This is a genomic window from Olsenella sp. DNF00959 (assembly GCF_001553055.1).
Lineage (GTDB): Bacteria > Actinomycetota > Coriobacteriia > Coriobacteriales > Atopobiaceae > Olsenella_I > Olsenella_I phocaeensis.
Window position 1 is genome coordinate 394,373 of sequence record NZ_KQ960128.1, and the last position, 26,157, is coordinate 420,529.

Below are 26,157 nucleotides of genomic sequence, written 5' to 3' on the forward strand. Positions count from 1 at the left end.
AGGGCGAACGGTGACGGACGCGCGAGGGTCGCGAGGCCTCGGGTAAGGTGCGCCTCTGCTCTGCTTGCCGCCGGAGGCGTCGGCGTGGCTTTTGGCCACCCATGATAGCCGATGGGCCAGGACGGTCGGGCCTAGTTCAGGGGAGAGGGGCCTCCCCCGAACTCGTAGCGCAGGACGAGCGGCTGGCCGCCGCCGGCCTCGAGCTCCACGCAGACGAAGGCGCATTCCACCTCGTCGAAGCCCTCCCCCAGGAGCACGTTGGCATAGAGGCCCGCCTGCATTCTGTGGCGCTCGAGGAGCTCCTGGGAAGGGAGGCCCGCGTCTCCGGTCTTGTAGTCGACCACCAGCGCCCGGGGGCTACCGGGGTTGAAGCAGAGGAGGTCGATGGCGCCCTCCACGTAGCTCCCGAACCTGGACTCGACCTTCCTGAAGAAGGGCTGCTCCGCCCTGAGGCACGCGTGCGAGAGGGCCTCGCGCCTTATGTCCGACCCCTCCCAGCGCTCGAGCGCTGCCTCGAGCCTGTCGCACTGCCGGGGCGAGAGCCGCCAGTAACGCTCCGTCTGGGCGACGCGCTCGGGCGAGGGGGACGAGGCCGACTCGACCATGGCCTGAGCAAGCTGGTGGAAGGCGGAGCCCAGGCTCGTCGCCCGGTCGGCATCGGCCTCCGCGCCATCGGACGGGCCAGGCTCCTCGCAGTTCCCCTCGACGTCGCAGGAGAGGAGCGCGGTGGCCTCGTCCCGCCCCCCTCCCCCCAGCGCGTCAAGCTGCCGCCGGGCGGAGGAATAGCTGAAGACGCCCTCCCGGGGACTCCAGCCACGCGCCGACTCGCCCCGCACGGCGAGACCGTCCTCGACGGCGACGTCGTAGCTGACGAAGGGGGACGGCTCCTCCCCTGCCTTCGGGCCGTCCCCCAGGGCACCCAGCTCGCGGGGGGACTCGGCCCCCCCGTCGTCGAGCAGGCAGCCCCCCTCGGGTCCCGGCACGAGGGAGGTCACCCTCAGCGCGGCGGGCTCGCTGCCGCCGTATTCGACGAGCCCGTCGTGCTCCCCGGGCTCCGGCAGCCCCTCCCCGAAGAGGGCGCGGCACACCCCGGAGGCGAGGAGCGGCCTCGGGCTCCCGTCCTTCGACATCTGGGCCGAGACCCCCAGGACCACCGCCTCCCTCGCGCGCGTGAGGGCGACGTAGAGCAGCCGGGCGCGCTCCGCCGCCTCGCCCTCCTCTGAGCTCGTGAAGAGCCTCCTCGCCCAGTCCACGCAGTCGGTGCAGGAGGCGTCGTCCTCGGGGGCGTCCCGGCGGAGCCACGACGAGTCCGCCTCGGGCGGGATCAGGGCGGCCAGCACGGAGCCGGAGCGGTTCTCGCAGCAGACGCCCTTGGAGGGGGGCGCGTCGTTGCCCCAGCACTCGCACGCCGCGACGACGGGGAACTCCAGGCCCTTGGAGGCATGCACGGTCATGACCTGCACCGGGCCGCCACCCCCGCCCACGAGCGAGGCGGGACCGAGCTTGCAGACCTCGAGCCAGCGGTCGAACTCGACGGACGCCTCGCAGACGCCGAGGCCGCCCTCGTCCACGAGCTCGCCCACGTGCCGCACGGCCGCGAGGGCGTTTGCCAGGCGGGCCTGGCCGTCGGGACCGCCGTCCTCGAGGCGGGCGACGAGGCCGGACTCGCGGAGCATCGCCGCGAGCACGTCGCGCACGGGCCAGCTCCCCAGCCTCCGGAAGGCGCGCACGACCAGCTCGCGGGCTGAGCGCAGCGCGGGAGAGGGCTCGAGGCCCGCGGGGAGGTCGAACGACACGAGGCCGGCGTCTATCCCCCGCTTCGTAAGGGCGTCCACCTCCTCCTGGTCGCGGGTCGCGAGGAGGAGGAGGTCGTCTGCCGAGAGGCAGAACATCTGGCTCGTGAGCACGGGGTAGAGCCCGTCCTGGGTGTCCCTGGGGTTGGCGAGGAGGTGCAGCAGCGCCGAGACGAGGCGCACCTCCTCGCTCTGCGAGAAGGTCGACCCGCCGCTCACCACGCACTCGATGCCGCGGGAGCGCAGGGCCTCGAGGTAGCTGCCGAGCCTGCTCATGCGCCCCAGGAGGAGGGCCACGTCGGAGGGCCTCTGGCCGGCGTCGATGTAGCTCGCCAGGCGCTCGGCCACCCTGTCCGCCATCACGCGGGCGCGGTCCTGGGACGAGACCTGCGCCCTCCCCTGCCGCCTCGAGCACACGAGCTCCACGCTGACGCGGGGAAGCCCCCGCGCCGCGAAGCCGCTCGCGCGCCCCTCCCAGGCGACGAGGTCCATGAAGCGCGGGAGGAGTCCCCCTCCTCCCTCCTGGCCGCGTCCGAGGACGTGTGCCACGAAGCGCAGGACGTCGTCGTGGCTGCGGAAGTTGTTCTTGAGCTCCACCACCGAGGAGGGGGGCAGCGACGCCTGACGGTCGCGGAACACCTGCACGTCGGCGGCACGGAAGCGGTAGATCGACTGCTGGGCGTCCCCCACCGTGCAGAGGTGGCAGGCACCGGGCCCGCTCAGGAGCTCGATCATACGCACCTGCTGGGCGTTGGTGTCCTGGAACTCGTCCACCATGACCAGGCGGAAGCGCCGACCGTACTCTGCCGCGACCTCCGGATGCTCGCGGAAGGCGCGCAGGGTGAGCGAGAGCAGGTCGTCGTTGTCGAGGACCCCGAGCCCCGCCTTGAGCCCGGCGTAGCGACGGTCCACCTCGCGCGCGAGCTGGACGAGCTGGGTGCGGAAGCGCATCGCGCCAGCCATCTGCACGGCGAGCGCGCAGTCGGCATAGGCGGCCTTGATCTGGGCGCCCAGCTCCCTCATCTTCTTCGACCTGTAGGCGTCGCCGGGCTTCCTTATGCGCCCGAAGGCCTCCGCGGCGTGCGCCGCGTCGCGCTGCGAGGGCGGGAGCGAGAGGAGCCTTCCCACCACCTCGAGGGAGTTCTGGAGGTTCGCGCGCTCCGCCTCGCCGGCCTTGGACGAGAAGGCCTTTGCCTCCTGCCCCAGGACGAGCGCCCTCTGCACGCAGTCGAGGTAGAGCGAGAGCTCCCCGAAGACGTCGGGGGCGGTCCCCGGGAACTCGACCGAGTCGAAGCCCTCCAGGGCCGATCCCGCCGCGTCGCGAAGGGTCCTGAGCATGCCGAACACCGTAGCGGCGCCGTCGATTCCGGCCCGCCCCCTGAGCTCGAAGCTACGCCTGAGCTCCGCGTAGGCGGGGTCGTCCTGGACGATGCCGCACACCTCGTCGACCGCCCGTTCGACCAGGTCCGCCGAGACGCCCTCCCCCGCGACCTTGAAGCCGGGGTCCAGGCCGAGGGCGAGGGCGTGCCTCCTCAGGATGCGCGAGCACATGCCATGGATGGTGCTGATCCAGGCAGAGTCCACCTCGAGGGCATGGCCTGCCATGCCCCCCTCGCGCAGCCGGGCGCGGATCTTCTCCTTTATCTCGTCCGCGGCCGCATGCGTGAAGGTGATCACCAGGACCTCGTCGAGGCTGTCGAGGTAGGGCGCCCCTCCCTCGCCCGAGCCGGGGGTGAGGGCCCACGCGACCCTCTCGGCCAGGGTGGACGACTTGCCCGACCCGGCCCCCGCAGCCACGAAGAGCGGCCTGTCGAGGGTCCGCGTGATGCGCTCTTGCTCCGGTGTCAGACGGCGTGCCACTAGGACAGCCTCCTCTCGCAGTTGGTGACGGGACACCACTGGCAGGCCTTGGCGTCGACGGGGTCGGCGCGGACGTCACCCGCGAGCATGCGCCCTATCGCCGCGGCGACCTGCTCCTCGGTGGCGTCCAGCAGCTCCTCGAAGCCCAGTTGTCCAGGCCCGCCGCAGCAGCAGGAGTCGAGGCGGGCCTGCCTCGCGGGCCCCAGCACCTGGTCGGCGAAGTTGGCGTCGACCACCCCCGCGAGCTCGTGCTGGTCCGCGCGCGACCCCCTGGTCGAGAGGTACATCGCCCCCACCACCTTGAGGTCGGGCATCATGCGGCGGATGACCTGCGCGTAGATGAGGGCCTGCACCCTGCGCGGGAGCCTGAGCCCCCCCGGCCCGGGACAGCCCTCCCTCCCGAACACGTCGTACTCGGCGGCGAAGCCCGCAGCGCCCTTGTGCTTGTAGTCGATCACCACGGCGCAGCCGTGCTCGTTCACGTCCACCCGGTCGACGCTGCCCACGAAGTCGGCGCCGGCATAGCTCACGTGCACGCTCTGGGGACGCCTCCCCCCAAAGCGGAGCTCGAAGTGGCGGGGCTCGAAGCCCTCGAGCACCCCCAGCTCGAACTCGACGGTGCTCAGGAGGTCGCGACGCAGGAAGTCGAGCTGCAGGCGCTCCCCGCTGTCATGCGGGACGAGCGATTGCGCGGCGACGGTGGTGGCCCGACGAAGCTGGTGGGCGAGGTGGTGGTCCACCTCGGTCAAGACGAGCTCGCGCATGTGCTCGAGGTTCTGCGGCGTGACCCGCGTTCCCGGGACGTACGACTGCCCCAGCAGCTCGAAGTCGGCCTCCCCGCCATCCCCGAGGAGCCCGGCGGCGCGGGCGGCCTCCGTCGCGAGCCTGCGGTGCGACACCTCCAGGACGCGGTGGGCGAAGCTTCCCATCTGGAGCGGGCCGAAGCCGGCGTCCACGCGGTCCAGGCCGAGCCTCCTGAGGGTGAACCACTTGTGGGGGCACTCCAGGTAGGACTCCATCTGGGAGGCGGAGAGGGACGGACGGCCCCCCGGCAGCTCGGCCTCGCCCGGGCGGGGGACGACGATCATCCCGCGCAACCCCGGCGAGAGCATCGAGCCGGCCGCGACCGCGCGCGAGCCCTGCGGGGCGGGACGCGAGCCCTCCCCCGAGAGGCAGAGGCTCGCCTCGCCCTCCCCCATGCCGCGGACGCGGAGGGGACAAGGACCCTCGCCCTCGAAGCCGTAGCAGGCCAGCGCCTCGGTGAGCATGACTGCCGGATAGCCGACCGAGGCGTCCGCGGCATGGGTCGCGCGCTCGAGCAGAAGCGAGCTGCGCGCCGCGGCCACGGCGGAGGCGAACTGCGAGCGCGCGAGCTCGAGCGGGTCGTCGGAGCCGCCGAGGCCAAGCTTGGAGAGGAGCGCCTCGTACGCGTCGTCCCTGGGCGCGAGCGGGTACTCCGCCGCCGTGAGCCCCGAGACCAGGACGAGGTCATGGGAGGCGGGCTCGAGCCGGGCCGCCTCGGGGCGGGAGAGGAGCCTCACTCCCACCTGGGCCGCCTCGTCCCCCAGGACGAGGCGGCGGCGCAGCGCCTGCCTCCCCGCGAGCTCGACGAAGAGGTCGCAGAGCTCGGAGAGCGACATGCCGGCCGGCGCCAGCCCCTTGCTCTTCCCGCGGCCCAGGCCGAGCTCGCTGACGCTACCGGAGACCGCCTGGAGGGAGCGCAGGCCGTCGATGCCGCGGAGCCGGGACTCGCCAGGCGTCCCCGGCCCCTCCCCCCGCGAGCGTGCGAGGTCGGCCTGGGCCTGGTCCGCCTCCTCCATGGCATGGGCGAGCAGCCCCGCGGCGTGACCGATCTGGCCGCGGAGTATCGCCGCCGTCGCCTGCTGGACCTCCGGACTGGTGCTGCGCTTGCGGCCGAGGGACTCGAGCAGCTGGCGCGGGGTGAGGGAGCGGTTCCCCCGCCAGCGGCGGTCGAGCTCCCACGCCTGCTGCCGTCCCATCCCGCTCGCGTCGCTCAGCAGGAAGTCCACGATGGGCCGGGGGGGCCACCAGGACATGTCGCCCAGCTGGGGCAGTGGCCTGCCGTCGGGACCCTGGACGGGCCCGGGCCAGCCGAGGTCGAGCTCGGAAAGGCGCGCGAGCTCCCTTGCGAAGCCCAGGAACGCACGAACCTGGGGGATGCGGTCCAGGCGCACGGGGATGCTGGCCCGGACGCAGGCGCCGCGGGTGGCGAGCTTGGGCGCGAGCTCGGACCAGGCGCGGCCTACGTCGGGCACCACCACGGCAAGGCTCGCCGTCCCGGCATCGGCCGCCAGGGCACGTCCCCGCTCGAGGAGCTCGGCACACATGAGCTCCCCCTCGCTGAGGGGGCCCGACGCCTCGAGGAGCGCGACCCTGCCCGATGGCTCGAGCGCGCCCATGGAGGGCTCGCCCATGCGAAAGAGCCGCGCACGCAGTCCCAGGAGCTCGCCTGCCGCCGGCGCGCGATGCCCCTCGACCGACTCCTCCTCGGCAACCTCGACGCCGAGCTCGCGACAGAGCGCCACGACGGCGCGCGCGGACGATTCCGCGAGGGCCGTCGCGGGACCCCCGTCCGAACGCACCACCAGTACGAGCTCCCCCGCGCCCGCGAGGCGCGCGAGGAGGCGCAGGACCGAGGGGGGCGCCTGGTCGAACCCCGCCGCGACGACGCGCGGGTGGCTGTCATGAGCCTCGGCGAGTGCGTCGGGCAGGAGCCACATGGCCTCGCAGAGCTCCACGAGGCCACGGCGGCGGAGCGCCTCCCCGTACTCGCACACAAGCCCGCAGAGCTTGCGCTCCGCGCTCCCCAGGGCCCTCCATCGCGGGTCGCCCTGATCCGGCGGCAGCTCGGGAAGGTGCTCGGAGCAGAGGCGGGCGAGGAGGTCCAGCGTGCCGCTGGTGCCGGCAAGGCCCTCGAGGGCGCCCTGGGACCGGGCGCGGTTGAGCAGGACGCGCAGAAGCGCGAGCCGTGCCGTGGCGTCGACGACGCGGCGTCCGTCACCCCACAGCCCCCAGCGCTCCTCCGCCCAGGCGACGGGGGTCGCCACCTGCAGGAGGTGGGGCGCGCGCGGGTCGTCCGCAAGCGCCCTCCTGCAGGCGAGCGCCTGATCGACCGAGGGCACGAGGAGGGTCGCCTCGGCGACGGCGGAAGTGGCGCCGAGCTCGCGCATGACGGGGGCGCCCAGGAGCCGGGGGTCGTCCGTGCGTATGAGCTTGAGTGGCATGTGCCCTCCCCTTCCTCGAACCGAACGGCCGCGCCTCGTCGCCCGTGCCGACGGGCACATGGTAGCGCGGGGGTGGGACGTCAAGCCATGGGCCCGCGGCAGGGAGCCGCGGGCCCATGGCGGTGCCGGATGGCGGTGCGCCCTACTCCCCGTCCATCCGGGCGAGCACGCGGCGGTACCCGCCCGCCTCGCCGTTCAGGCACTTCGAGACGCGGCTCACGGTGGTGGAGGACGCCCCGGTCTGGTGGGACACCTCGAGGTAGGACGCCCCGTCCCTCAGCATGGTGGCGACCTGCAGGCGGCGGGCCAGCTCCTCCGCCTCCTTCGGGCTCAGGAGGTCCTGGAGGAAGGCACGGGCCTCGGAGGGGTCGGACACCAGGCCGACCGCCTGGTACAGCCGCTCCGCGTCCGCGCTTCCGATCCTCTCGCCCGCACTCCGAGCCATGCGCCCCGCCCTTCGCCATGGGCAGGACATCCGTGGCCTCCCCTGGCCGCCTACTTTACTCCATTAAAGCGAGAGGGGGCCTTGGCACGAGGCATGACAGGAACCGGACCTGGGTATAACCAAGCCATCAGAAGGAGGAAACCATGTCATTTCTCGGAACCTGGTTCGTCACCGCAATTGCCACCATGGCAGCGATCGCGCTGGTCCCCGGCATCGAGGCCGTGGGCGGCAGCTGGATGGGCCCGGCCATGTGCGCCCTCATGCTCGCCCTCGTCAACGCGACCGTGAAGCCCGTGGCGACGTTCTTCTCGCTTCCCCTCAACTTCCTGACGCTCGGCCTCTTCTCGCTGGTAATCAACGCCCTGATGCTCGAGCTCGCGAGCTACCTCTCGCGCAACGTCTTCCACGCGGGGATCCTCATCTCGAGCTTCGGCGCGGCGTTCTTCGGGGCCATCGTGATCAGCGTCGTCGCCAGCCTGGTGGGCGGCGTGACCGGGCTGCGCTAGGCGTCGTCGTCCGGGCGCGTCCCCCTCGCCCTGGGCAGGAGCGGCTGCCTCCGCGGGGCCTCGGCCTCCCCCTCCTCGCCCGCGAGCGCCAGGTGGTCGGCGACGTCTCGGACCAGCTCGCGGGCCTGGCGGGCGGCAGCCTCCCGCGCCTCGGCGACGCGCTCCCCCGCCGACGTCCGGTAGGCGTCCACGGTCGCCCCCACCAGCCTGCGCACGAGCTCGCGGCTCTGGTCGCTGACGGACACCGCGGCCGCGAGCACCGCCTGGATGCTCGGCGGCTGGAGCACCTCGTCGAAGGTGGCGGCACCCCCTGCGCCGAGCACGCCGAAGAGTTCGGAGACGAACTCCGCGCGGTGGTCCAAGTCGATCTGCGAGACCCAGGCCGCGATCGCCTCGTCCACCCTCCTCGCGTCGTCGTCCAGGCCCTCCGCCCTCGCCAGCCCGTCGGGCAGGCACTCCCAGGTCATGGGGTCGTGCTGCAGCATGCCGCTCCCGTCGCTTCGCACGAACGCGTGGGGGTCCTCGGGACGCGAGAGGAGCATGCCTATGACGCTGTGCTCGGGACAGACGTGATGGAAGCGGTCACCGAGGAGCGAGGACGGGCTCTGGGGCATGATTTCGGGCGCTATGCCCGGGCCGTCGAAGCTGTACGCCTCGCGGATCCGCGGGCGTAGCCCCTCGGGGCAGGAGAGGGCGGCGAAGGCGACCAGGTTCCCGCCCTTCGAGTGCCCACCGAGGTAGGCGTCCCTCCCCCGGGCCGCAAGCCCGCGCAGGGCCTCCGCGCAGTAGGCCGCCGCGCGCCTCTGGGCCTCGGTCACCGTGAAGCTCAGCATGAAGTCCTCGCGCCAGCCCACGAGGGTCGAGTCGGTCCCCCGCAGGGACACGAACTCGTCCCCGTCCGGAAGCGTCGCGCGGAGGGCGGCGAACTGCAGCGAGCTCCCCTCGTCGATCTGGTCCACGTAGTCGTGGAGCACGAGGTCGCCGAAGCGCCTCGACGAGGCGAGGCGGCGGAGGTACTCCGCGTCCAGCGTGGCAAGCGAGCGCACGCGGCCGGACACGTCCTCGCCCGCCTCGTCGGCCAGCGCGAGGCAGGCGGCAGAGAGGCTCACGCCACCAGCTCCCGGCCCGGGGACGAACCCCGTGAAGTCGAGGTAGCTCAGGCACGAGAGCACGAGCGCGTCGACCTCGTTGAGGGGGCGCTCGTCGAAGCGGAGGTCGCCCCTCCAGGCAAGATAGTCGTTCATGTGGAACATGCGCTGCCCCCTCTTGTGTCGCCTTCGCCCGCGTGGCCCCCAAGACGGAGGCGGCCCGTCTTGGCTCTTGCCCCTGGGGCGCCGTCGTGGCCGCGCGCCGGCCCCAGACGGGAGACGGCCGCGCCCAGGGGCGATCGGCGCCCTGGCACGTCTAGAATGCAAGGATACGGGAGAGGGCCAGACCATGGGCGCGAGGGGAGAGGGGCTTCCATGAGGCGCGGACGAGGGGGACGCCACAACTTCCTGAGCTTCCTGCTCTGGATGCTCATGCTGCCCCTCCTGGGGCTCCTGGTCCTGCGCATGCTGCCCCTGAGCCACGCGCAGGGACGCGCCGTCCCCGAGCTGACCTCCTTCGTGATCTGGACCCTTCCCGCCTTCGCCTTCGTCCTCGCGCTCTCCCTCCTCTGGCGGCGCAGGAACCTCGCCGCGCTCTCCCTCGCGGCTGCGGCCCTGGTGGTCGTCTGGCACCTGGGCTACTTCCTCCCCACGCAGACCGTGTCGGAGGCGGCGGTCGAGGCCACGAGCCCCTCTGACGTCGACGCCCCCGTCGCGGACGACGACTACCTCAGGCTCATGACCTTCAACACGAGGAACGGCAGGGCGGATGCGGCCGCGCTGGTCCGGGCCGTCAGGGAGAGGCGCGTCGAGGTGCTCGCCTTACAGGAGGTGAGCTGGACCTTCCTGGACGAGTTGGGCGAGTCGGGCATCCACGAGCTTCTCCCCCACTACGTCCTGGGCGAGGCCTCCGCCACGGACAACGGCGGCATCAACGCGATCTTCTCGCTGCAGCCCCTCTCGCACACGAGCTCGAACCTCATGCCCACCGAGTCCTCTGCCCTCGCCGCGGGCACCGTGACCCTGGGCGAGCGTCGGCTCCGCTTCGTGAGCACGCACCCCAACTCGCCCCATCTGGGAGGGCAGGGCCTCTGGAGCGAGGGACTGGCGAGCGTGTCGGAGCTGGCAGGCTACGACAACGCCTACGTGATCATGGGGGACTTCAACGCGACCTGGGACCACGTCGGCTTCAGAAAGCTTCTGGGGGACAGCTTCCTGGACGCGGGAGAGGCCGCAGGCGAGGGACTCCACCTGAGCTTTCCCGCCAACTCGGTCATCCCTCCCCTAATCGAGATAGACCACATCGTCTACAGCAAGGGGGCGGGCATCGCGGTCGGCCAGCTCGAGACCCTGCAAATCGCGGGCAGCGATCACCTCGCCCTGCTCGCGACCCTCGAGGCCTCGTAGGCACGCCGTGGGGAAGGGGGGCGGCCCCATGGACCGCCCCCCTCGCAGGTGACGATGGTGGCGAGGCCTACGCCATGATCTTGCGGAAGAGCCCCTTGACCGCCTCGTGGTCGGCCTTGCGGGGGTTGCCGGGGTAGCAGGCGTCGGCGAGCGCGTCATCGGCGAGCCGGTCCAGGTCACCCTCGACCAGGCCGTCGCAGGTCTTGGGGATGTTCACGTCGGCCGAGAGCTGCCTGACCGCCGCGATGGCGGCGTCCGCGGCCTCGTCCTCGCCCATGCCGGAGGTGTCGACGCCCATGGCGACGGCCACCTCGGCGAGGCGCTTCGTGACGGCGGGCTTGTTGAACTCCATCGCGATCGGCAGCAGCATCGCGCAGGCCACGCCGTGGGGGGTGTCGTAGTGGGCCGAGAGGGTGTGGGCCATGGCGTGGTCGATGCCCAGGCCGACGTTGGAGAAGCCCATGCCCGCGACGTACTGGCCGAGCGCCATGCCCTCGCGGCCGCTCGCGGGCACGCCACTCTTCGCCTCCGCGTACGCGTCGCGCAGGTTCCGGGAGATGAGCTGGATCGCCTTGTAGTGGAACATGTCCGAGAGCTCCCAGGCACCGCGGGTCGTATAGCCCTCGATGGCGTGAGTGAGGGCGTCCATGCCGGTGGCGGCGGTGAGGCCGGCGGGCATCGAGGCCATCATGTCAGGATCGACGACGGCGACCTCGGGGATGTCGTTGACGTCGACGCAGACGAACTTGCGCACCTTCTCGGGGTCGGTGATCACGTAGTTGATCGTGACCTCGGCGGCCGTCCCGGCGGTGGTGGGGACGGCGATGGTGAAGGTGGCATGGGCCTTGGTGTCGGCGACGCCCTCGAGGGAGCGCACGTCGGCGAACTCGGGGTTCTCGGCGACGGTGCCGATGGCCTTGCAGGTGTCCATGGAGGAGCCGCCGCCGATGGCGACCATCATGTCGGCGCCGGACCCCTTGAAGGCGGCGACGCCGTCCTGGACGTTCTTGATGGTGGGGTTGGGCTTGATCTCGCTGTAGAGGGACCAGGGGATGCCCGCCTCGTCGAGGAGGTCGGTGACCTTCGCGGTCACGCCGAACTTGACGAGGTCGGGGTCGGAGCAGACGAAGGCCTTCTTGAAGCCCCGGCGCCTGATCTCGCCGGGGATCTCCTTGATCGCACCGGAGCCGTGGTACGAGACGGTGTTGAGGACGAAGCGGTTTGCCATGATTCCTCCCAGGGACGAAGCTGACCTATGAACGCCTCCTGCATTATCTACCTAACAAGAACTAAACATATAGATAAACATCCGGCAGCCATGTCCCATTCCCGCATAGGCGGGTGGGGCGCACGTCGCGCCGCCGGGACGGGAGACGGAAGCCCCGCCGGCAACAGCTACCGACGGGGCTTCGCGGTCGTTGCGCGCGGAGGGGACTCGCCCCGCCCGGACCTGGCTACTCTCCCCTGACCGAGGCGGCGAGGGCGTGCGCCAGGGCGTCCAGCTCCCCCACGGTCTCCTCCTTCACGGACGAGGCGAGGTGAACGACGGGCTCCAGGACCTCGACGTCCTTCGCGGCCTCCAGCTGCGCGAGCATCAGCTTGCCTGCGGCGGGCGCCCAGGAGCCGTTGTAGATGACGCCCACGGTGCGCTTCGAGAAGCCGTGGTTGCCCAGGTCGAGCAAGAGGTCGCGCATGCCGTCGAAGATCTCCATGTTGTAGGTCGACGAGGCGAATACCAGGTGGGAGTACTGGAAGGCACGCGAGATGAGCTCGGAGACGTCGGTCTTGGAGCTGTCATACACGCGCACGTCGCGCACGCCCAGCTCGGCGAGCTGGCGGCTCAGGATGTCGGCGGCGTTTGCCGTGTGCCCGTACACGGAGCCGTAGAAGATCGCGACCGAGCGGAGCTCCGGCTCGTAGGAGGCCCACTTGGCGTAGCGGCCCAGGATCTGGTCGAAGTCGCGCCTCCAGAGATGGGCGTGCAGGGGACAGATGAGCCTGACGTCGAGCTTCGACGCCTTTTTGAGCAGCGCGGTGGTCTGCATGCCGTACTTGCCCACGATGTTGGCGTAGTAGCGGCGCGCCTCGTCGGCCCAGTCGCGCTCCCACTCGACCTCGTCGGCGAAGATGCAGCCGCTCATGGCACCGAAGGCGCCGAAGGCGTCAGCCGAGAAGAGCGTACCCGTGAGCTGGTCGTAGGCGACCATGACCTCGGGCCAGTGGACCATCGGGGCGCAGACGAACTGGAGGGTGTGGCGCCCGAGGTCGAGGGTGTCCCCCTCCTTGACCTTGATGGCGCGCGACTCGGCGTCGAAGTCGAAGAACTGCCCCATGAGCTTGAAGGCCTGGGCGGTCCCCACCAGCCTCAGCTGGGGGTAGCGCCTCACAAGGTCGGGGATGACGGCGCAGTGGTCGGGCTCCATGTGGTCGACGACCATGTAGTCGAGGTCGCGCCCGCCCAGGGCGAAGTCGAGGTTCTCCCAGAACTGCGTGGTCACCGCTTCGTCCACGCCGTCCAGGAGGCAGGTCTTCTCGTCGAGGACGAGGTAGTTGTTGTATGACATGCCTTCCGGCACCCTGTGGATGTTCTCGAAGAGCTCGATGCGGCGGTCGGAGGCACCGAGCCACCAGGTGTCCTCCGCTACCTTGCGTACGTTGTGCATGTGCGTTCTCCTCGCTGGACCACGGCTCCGCCGCCGCCCGTATTTCTGCCTTTCGCCATTCTACTATGCCTCCCGCCCTTGACAGGCCGGGGCGGGCATCTCGCCGCGTCCGCCGAACGTGCGGGTACGCGCCGCCCGCCGCCGCGCGCGGCCCCTCCTAGCTGGCGTGCGCGGCGTGGCGCCCGGAGGACCACTGGCCGCATCGGCGCAGGAGCTCCATGCGAGCCGTGACGTAGCGCTTCTCGACCGCCTGGGCGAGCCTTCGTGCGATGCCGTTGGCGACGCCGCTCCCAAAGCAGCTCAGGAGGGCGTCCAGGCCCAGGAGGGCAGCCAGGACGAGGATGGCCATGCGCTGGGCCGCGTCCTGCCGCGCCAGCGCCCAGTCGCAGACGACGAGCACCAGCGGCAGCATGAGGATGCCGTACCACTGCTTCTCTATGAGGTCGGCGAGACTCGACTGGTAGGCCCCCTGCCGACGCACCTCGACGTGGATGCGGGTGACGTGACTGACCAGGCCGTTGGCGGCCTCGCGCAGGGTCCCGCTCAGATGCCCCGCGAAGAGCTCGTAGAGCAGGAGGTAGCTGGGGTAGACGCAGGCCGCGACCGTGCGCGCCCAGTCACCGAGGCCCGCCGCAGGGCCCAGGTCGAAGCGGGCCTCGTTGCCCCCCACGAAGGGGAAGGTCCGGTACCAGAGGAGGGCGAAGGCGAGGACGAGCAGGCTTCGGATGAGCCAGGGCCCGAGGAGGAGGCGTCTGAGGCCGTGGCCGGGCGCGTCCGCGGCGGCGTTGGCGTCCCGCTCGGCGGCGGCGCTCCTGGGGTTGCCCTCCTCGTCCCAGAATAGGCTGTCGTCCACCTGCGTGCGGGTGGAGTTCCGTCCGGCGGGGTCGAAGTGGACGCCCACGCCGTGCCTGCCCACGCTCCCGCCCACGAGGTCGCGCTGCACGGTGGCGCGGTCGCCCTCGAAGAGGGGCTTCAGCACGGCATAGGCCTTGTTGACCTCGGTCATCTTGCGCTGTGCGAACCTCGGGCTGATCCCGTTCTTGGCGGCGTTGTCGGGATGGTACTCCTGGGCGAGCCTCTTGAAGGCGGCGCGCAGCTCCGCCTTGCCGTAGCGATCGGGAAGCTCGAGCGCCTCCTCGGCCTGTGCCTGCGTCATGTCCTGCCTCATGTGCGACTCCCTGCTCGCGCTCGCTGCGTGCCCGACCCCCAAAAGAATGCGACGGCCGCGAGGGGCCGCCGCATCCACGGGCTATGGGCGCCCCAAGGGGGACACTTCCGGGACTAGTCCTCGTCCAGCTGGGCGGCGACCTCGTCCGAGACGCTCATGGTGGTGTAGACGTTCTGGACGTCGTCGAGCTCCTCGAGGCGGTCGACGAGGCGCTGGACCTTCTTGGCGTCGTTCAGGTCGAGCTCGGTCGGGGTGGTGGGAACCATGGTGAGCTCGGAGCCCTTGACCTCGATGCCCTGCGCCTTGAGGGCGGCCTCGACGGACTGCATCTTGTCGTAGGCGGTGTAGACAATCCACTGGTCGCCGGCGTCCTCGTAGTCGTCGCCCTCGGCCTCGGCCACGGCCATCATGAACTCGTCCTCGTCGACGGCGTTCTCCTTGTCGGCGACCTTCTTGTCGTCGCTGACGATGACCTTCTCGATGGCGATGGAGCCCTTGCGCTCGAACTGGAAGGCGACGGAACCCGTGGTGCCCAGGTTGCCGCCGGCGTGGGTGAAAGAGGAGCGCACGTCGGCCGCGGTGCGGTTGAGGTTGTCGGTCAGGCACTCGACGTAGACGGCCACGCCCGCGGGGCCGTAGCCCTCGTAGGTGACCTCCTTGTAGACCACGGCGTCGGCGCCGGTGCCGAAGGCCTTGTCGATGGCCGCCTGGATCTTGGCGTTGGGCATCGAGACCATGCGGGCGCGGGCGACGGCGGCGGCGAGGGAGGCGTTGTTGTCCGGGTTGGGGTCCCCCCCGTTGCGGGCGGCAACGGTGATGTTGCGCGAGTGCTTGGAGAAGAGGGCCGAGCGCTTGGCGTCGATGGCGGCCTTCTTGTGCTTGGTGGTGGCCCACTTAGAGTGTCCGGACATGGATTCTCCTTCTGACATTGGAACAAACATACGAATGGTACACAAACCCAGGGCGGACGCACAAGGGAGGCACCCGCATCTACAGAAGCACGACACGCGGGCGAGACGGTCAGCTGGCGTCGACCCGGTCAATCCCCAACTGCCCCGAGAGCGCGGACCAGAGCTTGTGGGAACCCGAGCTGGTGGGGTGGACCTGGTCGGGATTGAAGTCGCCCGTCCCCAGCTCGAGCGCGTCAAGGAGCGAGACGTGCAGGTAGCCCTCCTCCCGGCAGAGCTCAGCCAGGACGGAGTCCACCTGGTCCATGCCATAGAGGTTGTGCGCGTCGGTGCGCTCGTTCGCGGGCGGCGAGACCACCACGAGCAGGCGGCAACGTGCCGCGGCGGCCGCCAGGGCGTCGCGGGCACACGAGCGGAAGTCCCCCAGGGGCTCCTTGGCGGCGTCGTTGGTGCCCAGCATGACCACGACCACGTCGGCGCCGTCCCCCAGCCACGCGTCGGGGTCCTCCGCCAGGTACTGCATCCTGAACCCGCTGACCCCCGCGTTCACGAACGAGACGCCCCTCTCGCCCGCCCAGGCCCTGAAGTCGTTGGCCCAGCAGCCGACGGTGGTCGCCACCTCCTCGTAGCTCCCCTGCCGTCCCTGGTAGACGATGACGCCGGTGTCCGAGGGCGCATCCCATCCGTCGCAGAGGTAGCCGGCGGTGATGGAGTCCCCTATGAGGCGGATGGAGCCCAGCTCCCCCGAGGCAAGCATGTCGGCGAGGGGCGAGGGCTGCGGCTGGCCGGCACTGGGGTCATTGACCGTGGCCGTCGCGGCCGAGTCACCCGGGAAGCCCGCGCGCGCGTCGGGACCGGCGCCGCCCGTCTCTGGGGCGTCGCCCGCCGCGAGGGTCCCGACCTGCGAGACGAGGCGAGGGGCGAGCATCGCGAGCAACAGAACGAAGGCGACGGCCAAGGCGGCCAGGGGGCGACGACCCTCTCCCCCGCCTCCCCGAGCCCCTAGGTGCTTCGGCATGGCAGCCCTCCCTTCCGGTCCCGGCATGCCGGCACGGACGCGCGCGACGTCCCGCTAGAGGCCATACTTCGCCACCACCCTGCGGATGGACCTTCCCCAGGGAAGCCAGATGGCAAGCAGGAAGGCCACGGTCGACGTGCCATGGACCAAGTCGAGGGGCAGCCCGGCGGCGAAGGCGGCAAGCACTCCCGGCCAGGTCAGGGGCCGGACGAAGCCCAGCACGTACCATCCGTTGAGCAGGAGCCCGTAGAGCAGCGCCGACACGAAGCCGAAGGCGTAGAGCGCCCCGCGCCGACCGAGCATGCCGCGCTCGAAGAGCGCCCCGGCAAGGTAGCCGACGAGGCCCCACGCGTACATCTGCCAGGGAGTCCACGCCCCCTGGCCGAAGAAGGCGTTGGAGGCGAGGGCGGCAAGGGCCCCCACCATGAAACCCTCCCTCCTGCCCAGGGCCGCGCCTGCGACGATGGCGATGGCGCTGACGGGCTTCACGTCCGGGAAGGGGGCGAAGAGCACCCGCCCCGCCGCTGCGGTCGCCGCGAGCACCGCCGTCGGCACGAGCTGGCGGAGCGTCGGGCGCGAGGCCTCGTAGCCCGCGAGGAAGAGCGTCAGGCAGAGCACGAGGACGAGCATGGTGAGCCCCGCGCTCGCCTCGACCCCCAGGATCGCGCAGGCCGCCATGGCAAGGGGCACCGCCGCGAGCGAGAGGGGCTCCAACGCGGAAAGCGCCCTGGCCCGGACGGGCCGGGCCACCATCCCTTCCGTGCCGGCCATGCGCGCCTCCCCTCCTCGATTCGTCCAGAATAGCACCCGTCGCCTTCGCGGGACCGTCCGGCCGACAGGGCGGGCTGACACGGGCAAGTGGTCTAGAGCGGAGCAAAGGAGTCCTCGACGAGGGGAGAAGACCATGCTCTACCTTGGCAACTTCAGCTACAGCGACCAGGCGGACTCCGCCGAGAACTACTGCCTCATGCCCGCGCTGGTGGAGGCGGCGGACCCCGAGGAGGCCCTCACCAAGATCGCCCACGCCCTGCAGGAGCTGCACGAGGGCTCGGACCTCCTCGAGGGCGCGGCGCGCATCAACCTCGACTCGCTCGTCGAGCTTGAGGCCGCCCCCTCCGAGGCGCTCATCACCCAATGGACCAAGGTGGTCCCCTCCGTGGACGGGCTCTCGCTCATCAGCTCGGTCCTGCCCGCCGGAAGTGACGACGCCGAGGCCTATAGCTGGGTCTCGAACGACGCCGACGAGGCGCACGACCACGACCACGACGACCCCTACGACGAGGACGAGGTGGACGAGGAGGTCTTCCTCAGCTTCGAGTAGCGGACCTCTCCCCCGGGAGGCGCACGCCTCGCCAGCCGCCAAGTGCCGCCGACGACACTGCCGTGGGAGCGCGGCGCGAGCGCCCGGTCGGCTACCGACGGCGACGCTGCCACGAGAGAGTCGATGTGGGCGGTTCGTCCGCCGCCGCGTGCGAGAAGTGAGCGGTTCCGGCCATCTTTGGCGGAGGACAACCGCCCACTTCGCACCTCTCACGGCACGCTCGCACTGGCGCGCAGCTGACGGTGCCTCCCGCTTGCCTCCTCCTGCGCGCAGCCGGCCCCCAGGCGCACAACGGCTAGCGCCAGAGCCAGGAGCTCTCGAAGAACTCCTGGCTGGGTTCGGTGACCGCTGCCTCCCCGTCGAAGAGCAGGGTGACCGTGTCCGCGAGCTCGCGCGCCAGGGCGAGGTCGTGGGTCGCGACCAGCACTGCCGTCCCGCGCTCGCGCGCGGCGAGCATGGCCCTGCCCAGACTGCGGCGTGCCGCGAGGTCGAGCCCCTTGCTGGGCTCGTCCAGCAGCAGCAGGCCGGGCCTGGCCAGCAGCAGCTTTGCCAGCGCGACCAGCTGTTGCTGGCCGCCCGAGAGGTCGTAGGGGTGCGTCTCCCAGAGGGACTCGCCCAGCCCCAGCTCGCGCAAGGCGCGCACGGCATCCCCCTCCGAGTAGCCACAACGTGGCGCCCACTCCATGAGCTCCTCGCGCACGCTGGGAAGCGAGAGGAGCGCCTTGGGGTTCTGGGGAAGCAGCGCCTGCGTGAGGCCGCGGGCCCTGCGGACCCTGCCCCTCTGGGGACGCAGCAGGCCGGCGGCGAGCGAGAGGAGCGTCGACTTCCCGCAGCCGTTGGCGCCCACGAGGGCCCGGCACTCCCCCCGCGCGAGCGAGAGGTCGAGTCCGCGCAGGACCCATTCCGCGCCGCGCGCGTGGCGGAACCACACGTCGGCCAGGTCGAGGCAGGCGGCACCCCCCTCGTGGTCGGGCCGGGGCCCCGACGGGCGAAGGCCAAGCGCCTCTCGCCCGGAAAGCGCCTCGAGCGACAGCTCCCCCACCTGGCCTTCCTCGAGGAGGAGGGCCTTGGTGGCCGACCCCGCGAAGGGCGCCGGCCGATGCGTCGCCACGAGCACCGTGATGCCCAACTCGCGGTTGGCCCTCCCGAGCAGGGACGCGAAGGTCGCCTCCCCCACGGGGTCGAGCATCGCCGTGGGCTCGTCGAGCAGCAGCAGCCGCGGACGCATGGCCAGGACGGAGGCGAGGGCGAGCACCTGCAGCTGACCTCCCGAGAGCTCCGCGCAGCGGGCGTGGAGCCAAGGCCCCATGCCCAGGAAGTAGCTCGTCTCCGCCACGCGACGGCGCATCTCCGGCTGGGGGACGCCGAGGCTCTCGAGGCCGAACGCCAGCTCCCTCAGAACTCCATCGCAGACGAGCTGGGCCTGGGGGTCCTGGGACACGTACCCCACGAGCGAGACGCCAAGGCGCGCGTCGTTGGCGAGGGACGCCGCGGGTACGCCCTCGACCTCGAGCTCCCCCACGATCCTGCCCACAGGGGCCATCTGGGGCTTGGCGAGGCGCAGGAGGGTGGACTTGCCGCTACCCGTTGCCCCAACGAGCACGGCGAAGTCTCCCTCGTCGAGCTCGAGGGAGACGTCCCCCAGCACGGGGGGCAGGCAGGCGCCCTCGCTGGCGGGATCGGGATAGGCGAAGCCGACGTGGCTCATGCGCAGGGCCTTGGGCATCAGCGTGACCTCCAAGACACTCTGTCCGCAAGGACCGCGAGGCTGGGCAGCAGGACCTGCAGCACGAAGGGAAGGTAGCCCCACCAGGCCATGAGCCGGGGCATCTGGGGATAGAAGTGCCACTGGCCGAGCGCCACCCGGGCGAGGAGGGCGTTCAGCACCCCCAGCAGAGTGAATGCCAAGGCCAGCGTCACGTCCGCAGCGCGCAGGCGCTGCCGGGCGTAGAAGCTCCTGTGAGGCAGGGCTCCCCAGCCTCGGGCACGCATCGAGTCGGCACGCTCGAGGGAGTCCTCCAGGGCCCAGCCGAGGACCACGCCCAGGGAGCGGACCCTGCGGCGCACCGGGAGCGCCCAGTGCGCGTGCGTGGCCGGGCCACCTTCCTCGACGGGCTCGCCTGGGGCGCCGCCCGTCCCCTCCGCCGCCGTGCAGGCGGCAAGCACGCCCTCCGCCTGCCGCACACGGTACAGCAGGCGCGGCAGCAGCTGGAACGTCATGGACGTGACGAGGGCGAGGCTAGAAAGGCGCCCGCCCCAGGCGTCGCGCACGCCGTCCGCGTCCAGGACCTGGCCGCAGCACTCGAACCACAGGAGGACGGAGGCGAGGGTCGCGCCCATGCAGAGACCGTAGAGGAGCGCCTCCAGCCTCGGCGCGAGGGGGCCGAGCTCGAAGAGGACGGTCGATCCCGCCCTGACGAAGAGCGGGTTGAGAAGCACAATGAGGGCGAGGAACGGCAGCTGCCAGCGCAGGCGGGCCAGGATGGCCGAGGGACCGAGGACGAGGGACGAGAGGAGCAGGCCCCCCGCCAGCGAGATGCCGACGTAGACCGGCTGCACGACGAGCATCGCCATGAGCAGCGTGGGCAGGACGCAGGCGAGGGGAACCACCGGGTGGCAGGTTGAGAAGGGGCGGTATGGACTTGAGGCTGCCATGGGCTAGACGTAGCTCCAGCTCACGACCGAGCCATCAGACACGGGGCACTCGTCGCTCATGACGCTGGGACTGGAGCCGTCGACCGCGTAGACCCAGCCGTGGCCCCCGGACATGTCCGTGCTCCCCACGCCGTCGATGACGTAGACCCAGCTGCCCGAGCCATAGGGATTCGCGCCCGCGTCCACCGACGCCACGGCGCAGAGCGCGTCATATGCCGTGGCACCCTCGCGCACGCGGACGGTGGAGGCGCGCCCGTTGACGGAGACGGTGACCGAGATGAGGCCGTCGTCCGTGGAAGGCGCCGAGGCCGTCGATTCGGACGGGGCGCCCGCGGACGAATCCGACGAGGCACCCTCGACCGGTTCGTCACTCCCCCTTTCAGAGCCCTCCGCAGGCTTGTCCTGCGGTGCAGCCGACGTCTCTGAGGAGGTGTCCGACGACCGCCCCTCCGAGCTGGACTCCCCCTGATCGCCTGCGCTGGCAGGGCCCTCGCCCGTCGAGCTGGACTCCGAGGCAGCGGCTGCCATGCCCGAACCGGCAGCCGCCTCCTGGGTCGTGGCAAGCGAGGGTCCGGAGACGGCCGTCAGGGATGCCAGCGGGTCCTCTCCCCTCGCGTACTGGGACATGGACCACGCGCAGAAGGCTATGACGAGGACGGAGACGGCCGAGAGAGCGCCGCGAACGACTTTCTGCCTACGTGCGCTCATGCCCGCTCCCCCTCGTCACCGCGCCTGCACCACGCCAGGCAGAGCGCCAGGACCGCCACGCCGCCCGCCATGCCCACGATGGGCCAGAGCGGAAGCCTCCGCGCGCGGGGGGATGCCGCGTCATCCTCGGAGGCGGACCTGGCATCCTTGGACTTGCCCGTGGACTTCGACGCCGCGCCCTTGCCATCGCCGGCAGCCGTGGAGGTGCCGCCTCCACTTCCGACCCCAACGCCGGACGAGGTGGCTCCGCCGGAGCCTTCGCCGGACGCGCTTGCGCCACCACCGTTGCCGTGCGCCCCAGAGCCCCGCCTGTCACTCGCGCCACCCGAGCCGTCCTGATCGCGTTGCTTCGGCTGCTCAATCGGGCCGCCGCCGACGAGCTTGAAGAGCATGCCCGAGTCGTTGCCGTAGTAGAGGCTGCCGTCAGCTCCGGCAACCACCGAGGTAATGCCGAACTGCTGCCGGCCAGCCTCGGGCTGGTACAGGAGCGTCGCCCCGGAATCACCGGCCCTGAACAGGTAGACGCCACCTGGGAGTGCGTTGCAGGTGAAGTAGACGTAGGTCCCGTCCTCGCCCGTGCGGACCAGGGGGCTAGACTTGACCTCTCCGGGAAGCGCCGCACCGGACTTCAGGACCTCGGCCTTGGAGACGACCCTCATCGACGAGGCGTCTATCTCGTAGATGCCCCCCGCATACCTTCCGTTCAGGAGCCTCCTGCCACCCACGTAGAGCCTCCCGCCCACGAGCGTGGGCGTCGAGGTGCTGTAGTCGCTGAACCTGACCCGGTCCTCCTCGCGAAGTTCGCCGCTTGCACCCAGGGCGAGGCGGTGAAGCACTCCGTCCCTGGTGACCACGAAGATGACCTTGCCGTCGGGGGAAGCAACGACGCCGGCGCGAGATGACTCCCCCAGGTCGAGGGTCCCCAGCTCCCTGCCGTCCGATGCGTCGAGGACGCGAACGGCACCGGAGTCATCCGCGACTATGGCACGACCTCCGACGAGCGTGACGCCCGACCAGTAGAAGCCCGTCTGGGAGTTCTCCCTCCTCCAGCGAATGCTACCGTCCCGCAGGCTCACGCAGAGGAGGTAGCCGCCCTGCGAACCGCCACCGGCGTCCGCTGCGGCAGTGCCGTAGTACAGGTAGCCGCCCTGCACCGTCAGGGTGCTCAGCGACTGCTGGGGCAGGCCGTTGGACCCGGGGAGGGCGTCCTTTATCGCCCACTTGGTCTTCAGGCTGTCTGCCGCGACGGCCTGAAGGCGCCCACCGTGCAGAGGAACGACTACGAGACCGCCGTCGTACACCAGGCGTGCCGTGGAGTCGACCGAGGTGAGGAGTTGGGCACTGCCAAGCTCCTTCCCCGTGGTGGCATCAAGCGCATAGAGGACGTCTCCCCTCGCGACGAAGACCCTACCGCCCGCAAGGACGGGATCGCTTGGCGCCCCCTCGCCCGCACTCGGAGCAAAGGTCCACTGCGCCTCGCCGCCTTCGACGGGGGTTGCCGCGGAAGTGGACCCCTTTTCGCCCTCGCCCCTGAAGCCCGGCCATTCGGATGGCCAGTCCGGGAGGCTGAGGCCAGGATCGACGGTGACGTCGTTCTTTGGGTACTCCCTCTTCTCCGTTCCGTACGCCCAGACGATCTCGTCTCCTGGGCCCAGGACGTAGTTGGACGCGTATTCCTTCGACATCTCGCCGTTGACAAAGAACTGCCACCAGCTCCAGCCGCCGTCCTGTCCCTGGACTGCTCCAAGCTGCGATGTCCCGTTGGGAAGCGTCTGCCCCGAGCGGGCGGAGATGGTGTAGATGCCATCGTCCACGTCGAAGCCGGCGTCGTTCAGCACCTGCTTGGAGAGCTGAGCCGCCGTGGTTCCCTCGGGCACAGCCAGCTCGCGGGAAGAGACCCAACTGACGTCTGCGCCCCCCGCGCCAGGCCCCACGACCCGGACCTTGGCCGTGACCATCCTCTTGTCGTCCTCGGGCAGCTTGTCACCGTAGGCCGAGTAGCACCAGACGATGGAATCACCCTTCTTCAACGTGATTCCGCCCGCCCCCTCGTCGGCGGCGACGCCGTTCACGAAGAGCTGCCAATACCTGCCGGAGGCCTGGTCGTAGCTGAGCCTGCGGCTCCCGTCAGGCGAGCTGATGGTCGAGAGGTAGTAGCCGTACTGGCCGTTCTGGGACTCGTGGGCGAGCCCCGTCCCCTGGAGCATCCTCTCGGTGAGCACATCTGCAGTCGAGCCCTCGTCCAGCGCGTAGCTGGCCTCACGCGCCCAGACCTCGGGGCTTCCGAAGGCATCCCTTCCTATGACGGATGCCTTGACCTCGACCTGTGGCCTGGGTGCGTCGACGCCGGTCGTGCCCAGCACCCTCAGCTGCGCGGAGACCGGCTGCGAGACGAGGGAGCGGAGCCTCTCTCCCCAGACGGGGTCGTCCCCACGGAGCCTCGCAAGCTCGGAGTAGCGCTCGTCCGTCAGCACGGAGCTGACGGTGACCTCCTGGTTGTAGGTGGGCTGGGGGCTGAATAGGCTGAGCATGGTGCTGTTGTCGGCGTTCCAGGCGAGCTGCAGCGTCTCGTTGAGCACGAGCTTGGTGTTGCTCGAGCGGAAGGTGCGCGCCTGGTCGTAGCTGCCCATGCTGTCGTACTCGGGGAACTGCTCGGGAACGACGCCCGCGTGCGCCGACGACTCGGAGACGTTGCGCGCCCAGCGCAGCTCGCCCGAGTCGTCCAGGTACGCCTTCTGGAAGGTGGAGAGGTTCTTGGATATGCCGAGCGGCGACTGCCCGGCCGCGAGGGCGGCCGCGTAACCCGCCTTGACCCTTGCCATCAGGTCGAGGGCGGCGCCGACCTCTTGGGAGTCCAGCGGCTTGACGGAAAGTCGCAGGGTCTTGCTGGCCCTCACCTCGGGATTCTCCCTGCTCTGGATGGTGCAGGTGAGCTCGGCCTCGCCCTCCTGCTCCCCGGGAAGCGGGCGCACGACCCGGGCGGCATAGCCGTTCACCTTGATCGCGTCAGTGGAGCTGGAGTAGCTCACGCGATCCAGCTTGCCGTCCACGCCCAGGGTGCGCGTCGTGGGAAGCTGCAGGTCGGCGTCTATGCCCTCCCCATTCGCCGGGATGGGGCCACCGCTCGAGTAGCTCAGGTTCGGGTAGACGAACCTGTCGTCAAGTGCCGACTGCAGGCGCGCGGACTCAGAGGCGACCTTCTCGGGATCGGCCTTGACCGTGACCTCAAAGACCTTGGTCACGCTGCCGAAGTCCGCCGCCCTCTCGACGTTGGCGTTGAGGTTTGAGTCGTTGGGGACGAGCGTCGCCGTGAGCGTGACCCTCTTGTCCACGGCACCGCGGGTCACCTTGCCCGCCGTGTCGACCGTCGCCTCGTCGGAGCTCGACCAACGAACGCTGGAGTACGCCTTGCGCTGGTCTGCCTGCAGGCTCGATGGCAGCGCGAGGTCGGAGGCCACTGAATCCAGAGAGGAATTGCCCCCGAGGATGGACTCCGTGTCGAGCGCCTGTCCCTCGACCTCCATCTGGCTGTGGAAGTAATCCTGATCCCAGCCTATGGTGACGCTCTTGGGCTTCGAGACCGCCGTGCAGTCGTCCGCCGCGAAGGCGAAGCTGCAGCTTACGTTGGGGTTGTGGAAGCTGCCGTCGAGGGACGACCTCCGGTAGCCGATGCTTCCGTCGGCCGCGACGCGCTGGGGGTCTGCCGTCGAGGCGACGGAGACCGTGACTCCCTCGAGGGCGGGCTTGCCCAGCTTCTCCGCGAGCAGGCTGCGCACGAGCTCGTTGGCGTTCTTGTCCTTGCGGTAGCACGGCCTGAGTGCGCCAAGCGCGTCATCCAGGGCCCTCGCCAGGGCGTCCACCCTGGCCTGGTTGGGGTCGTCATAGAGCTTGAGGCGGACGAGGTCCTCGGCCTTGCTGCCGTCCGGCTCGTAGGTCGTGCGCGCCTTGTAGCCGTCGGAGCCCGTGATGGTGACGGCGTAGGGGCCGTCCGAGAGCGCAAGCGCGTAGCGGCCGTCGGCTCCCGGCCGGTCGGTCACCGTCTCGTCCTCGTCCTCTCCGTAGGGGTCCTCCTCGACATGGGTCACGGTGACCTTCGCGCCGGCGTCAACGCTGCCGTCGGCGTCGATGCCGACGAAGCTCACGACCACCTCGCTGAGCTTCAGCTGGACGTCCTGCGACGCGGCCATGCCCTCCGTGACGGAAAGGGTCCTCGTTGCCTGACCGTAGTGGTCGGCAGATGCGCTGACCTGCAGCTTCTGCCCGACGACGACGCGATAGCTGCCGTCGGGCTGGGGAGAGAGGACCTGACCGGAGTAGCCGCCCTTCCTCACGACGACCTTCGCACCCTTGATCTGGGCGCCCGTTGCGTCGACCGCCCTGAAGGAGAGGTCCACGAAGGCGAGGGGATTCAGCTTGATGCCCGCGGAGCCGTTGCCGGCAGGCCTGAAGCTGCCGTCCTCGTAGTCCTCGTAGCCGTCGGCCGTCACCTTCACGTAGTAGGTCTTGGTGGAGTCGAGCTCGTAGAGCCCCTGGTCGTTGGGACGGACCGAGCTACCCCAAGAGTTGCCCTCGTTGACCTTGACCGCGGTCGCGTCGACCCTCTTGCCCGTCTTAGCGTCTACGGGGGAAAGGTCGACCTGGTAGGTCGTGGGACCGGGCTCGAGCACGAGGGTGACCGTGGCGTGCGCCAGCTCCCTGGCGTTCCCGTCCTCCATGGCGGAAGCGCTCGTGCCGGGCGCGTAGGCCCGTATGGTGAGCGCTACGGTTGCGTCGCCGCCGACGGGACGCCCGACGATGTTGAACCTGCCGCTCGTGATGCCCCTGCTCGCGCTGACGTAGGCGTTCTGCTCGACGGTCAGCGCGTAGGAATACGTCTTGTCGTTGACCAGGGGACGGAAGTTGAGGGAGGTGTTCGGGCTACCGTTCTTCGTCTTGTAGCCGATGTCGTAGCTCAGTCCGTCGGCAGACTTCTGGACGGCGTCGCCCCCGCCGGAGATAATTCGGGTGTCCCTCAGGAACTGGTCCAGATGCTCCTGGGCCTGGGCGCCGCCCTTGTCCGACGGCCCTGACGTTGGGGCGCCATCCGACTCGAGGCCTGGCTGGGCCACGGCCTCGGCGGCAGCCGCCCCTCCCCCATCGGATGCCACCTCGGCCCAGGCCTGGGCGGGGACGCCGCCCAGCGCCAGGCCGAGAGAGAGCACGACCGCAAGGCCGCCTTGGGCCAGCTTGACCGGTGTGGGAAAGCGCATTCCCGCTCCTCTCGCCCCAAAGGGCACGAAGAGGGCAGGCAGGATGGAGGCGCCGCACGCGCCCGCCAGACGGCGCGCACGCATGGCGCGCCTCTCCCTGGAACACAGTTCCCGCTGGTCCGG

The 26,157-nt window shown here is 70.5% G+C and carries 17 protein-coding genes; 3 read left to right on the forward strand and 14 right to left on the reverse strand.

Translation table 11 applies throughout. From position 1 onward, the window contains the following. Window positions 1-131: 131 nt before the first annotated feature. From HMPREF1868_RS06645 to HMPREF1868_RS06655, 3 genes are all read right to left on the reverse strand, one after another. Window positions 132-3,653: a UvrD-helicase domain-containing protein gene (locus HMPREF1868_RS06645; protein ID WP_062531385.1), complete on the reverse strand. Its 3,522-nt coding sequence runs from the start codon at window positions 3,651-3,653 to the stop codon at window positions 132-134. Further along, window positions 3,653-6,898: a PD-(D/E)XK nuclease family protein gene (locus tag HMPREF1868_RS06650; protein WP_062531386.1), complete on the reverse strand. Its 3,246-nt coding sequence runs from the start codon at window positions 6,896-6,898 to the stop codon at window positions 3,653-3,655. The genes HMPREF1868_RS06645 and HMPREF1868_RS06650 overlap by 1 nt, the downstream gene beginning before the upstream one ends. A 142-nt stretch (window positions 6,899-7,040) precedes the next feature. Continuing rightward, entirely contained in the window at window positions 7,041-7,343 is a 303-nt protein-coding gene (locus HMPREF1868_RS06655) for a YerC/YecD family TrpR-related protein (RefSeq protein WP_062531387.1), read from the reverse strand. A gap of 143 nt (window positions 7,344-7,486) precedes the next feature. On the opposite strand from HMPREF1868_RS06655, the gene HMPREF1868_RS06660 reads away from it, so the two are divergent. Next, window positions 7,487-7,849: a phage holin family protein gene (locus tag HMPREF1868_RS06660; RefSeq protein ID WP_009278985.1), complete on the forward strand. Its 363-nt coding sequence runs from the start codon at window positions 7,487-7,489 to the stop codon at window positions 7,847-7,849. Here the strand turns inward: HMPREF1868_RS06660 and HMPREF1868_RS06665 are convergent. Then, window positions 7,846-9,102, reverse strand: coding sequence for an Mbeg1-like protein (locus HMPREF1868_RS06665; protein WP_062531388.1), 1,257 nt, complete (start codon window positions 9,100-9,102; stop codon window positions 7,846-7,848). The genes HMPREF1868_RS06660 and HMPREF1868_RS06665 overlap by 4 nt on opposite strands. A 210-nt stretch (window positions 9,103-9,312) precedes the next feature. Here HMPREF1868_RS06665 and HMPREF1868_RS06670 point away from each other — a divergent pair, with 210 nt between their 5' ends. Beyond that, window positions 9,313-10,344, forward strand: a complete 1,032-nt coding sequence (locus tag HMPREF1868_RS06670) for an endonuclease/exonuclease/phosphatase family protein (RefSeq protein ID WP_062531389.1) — start codon at window positions 9,313-9,315, stop codon at window positions 10,342-10,344. Window positions 10,345-10,411: 67 nt separating this feature from the next. Here HMPREF1868_RS06670 and fucO read toward each other — a convergent pair whose 3' ends face one another. The 6 genes from fucO to HMPREF1868_RS06700 all read right to left on the reverse strand — a co-directional run bounded on the left by fucO (window position 10,412) and on the right by HMPREF1868_RS06700 (window position 16,872). Continuing rightward, on the reverse strand, window positions 10,412-11,572 hold the full coding sequence (fucO, locus tag HMPREF1868_RS06675; protein WP_062531390.1) for a lactaldehyde reductase: 1,161 nt from the start codon (window positions 11,570-11,572) through the stop codon (window positions 10,412-10,414). 226 nt (window positions 11,573-11,798) lie between these two features. After that, window positions 11,799-13,007 (reverse strand): FprA family A-type flavoprotein, encoded by a 1,209-nt coding sequence (locus HMPREF1868_RS06680; protein WP_062531391.1) that lies wholly within the window; start codon window positions 13,005-13,007, stop codon window positions 11,799-11,801. A gap of 157 nt (window positions 13,008-13,164) precedes the next feature. After that, on the reverse strand, window positions 13,165-14,175 hold the full coding sequence (locus HMPREF1868_RS06685) for a J domain-containing protein (protein WP_062531392.1): 1,011 nt from the start codon (window positions 14,173-14,175) through the stop codon (window positions 13,165-13,167). Window positions 14,176-14,288: 113 nt separating this feature from the next. After that, complete coding sequence (locus HMPREF1868_RS06690; RefSeq protein ID WP_009278979.1) at window positions 14,289-15,086, reverse strand: YebC/PmpR family DNA-binding transcriptional regulator; 798 nt, start codon at window positions 15,084-15,086, stop codon at window positions 14,289-14,291. A gap of 109 nt (window positions 15,087-15,195) precedes the next feature. Continuing rightward, window positions 15,196-16,101 carry an SGNH/GDSL hydrolase family protein gene (locus HMPREF1868_RS06695; protein ID WP_062531393.1) on the reverse strand — a complete coding sequence of 302 codons (906 nt, stop codon included), beginning with the start codon at window positions 16,099-16,101 and terminating at the stop codon, window positions 15,196-15,198. Window positions 16,102-16,155: 54 nt separating this feature from the next. After that, a complete protein-coding gene (locus HMPREF1868_RS06700) occupies window positions 16,156-16,872 on the reverse strand; it encodes an ECF transporter S component (RefSeq protein WP_156439433.1) in 717 nt (238 codons plus the stop codon). Window positions 16,873-17,005: 133 nt separating this feature from the next. Here HMPREF1868_RS06700 and HMPREF1868_RS06705 point away from each other — a divergent pair, with 133 nt between their 5' ends. After that, the gene (locus HMPREF1868_RS06705; protein WP_062531394.1) at window positions 17,006-17,422 is read left to right on the forward strand and encodes a hypothetical protein; all 417 of its coding nucleotides are present in this window, start codon (window positions 17,006-17,008) and stop codon (window positions 17,420-17,422) included. Between the two features lie 295 nt (window positions 17,423-17,717). Here HMPREF1868_RS06705 and HMPREF1868_RS06710 read toward each other — a convergent pair whose 3' ends face one another. From HMPREF1868_RS06710 to HMPREF1868_RS10175, 4 genes are read right to left on the reverse strand one after another with little or no spacing between them, the layout of a single operon-like run. After that, window positions 17,718-19,148, reverse strand: a complete 1,431-nt coding sequence (locus HMPREF1868_RS06710) for an ABC transporter ATP-binding protein (RefSeq protein WP_062531395.1) — start codon at window positions 19,146-19,148, stop codon at window positions 17,718-17,720. Next, window positions 19,148-20,077 carry an energy-coupling factor transporter transmembrane component T family protein gene (locus tag HMPREF1868_RS06715; protein ID WP_156439434.1) on the reverse strand — a complete coding sequence of 310 codons (930 nt, stop codon included), beginning with the start codon at window positions 20,075-20,077 and terminating at the stop codon, window positions 19,148-19,150. The genes HMPREF1868_RS06710 and HMPREF1868_RS06715 overlap by 1 nt, the downstream gene beginning before the upstream one ends. A gap of 3 nt (window positions 20,078-20,080) precedes the next feature. Further along, a complete protein-coding gene (locus HMPREF1868_RS06720) occupies window positions 20,081-20,785 on the reverse strand; it encodes a DUF4430 domain-containing protein (RefSeq protein ID WP_062531397.1) in 705 nt (234 codons plus the stop codon). Then, window positions 20,782-26,034: a DUF4430 domain-containing protein gene (locus HMPREF1868_RS10175; protein WP_156439435.1), complete on the reverse strand. Its 5,253-nt coding sequence runs from the start codon at window positions 26,032-26,034 to the stop codon at window positions 20,782-20,784. The genes HMPREF1868_RS06720 and HMPREF1868_RS10175 overlap by 4 nt, the downstream gene beginning before the upstream one ends. Window positions 26,035-26,157 lie beyond the last annotated feature (123 nt).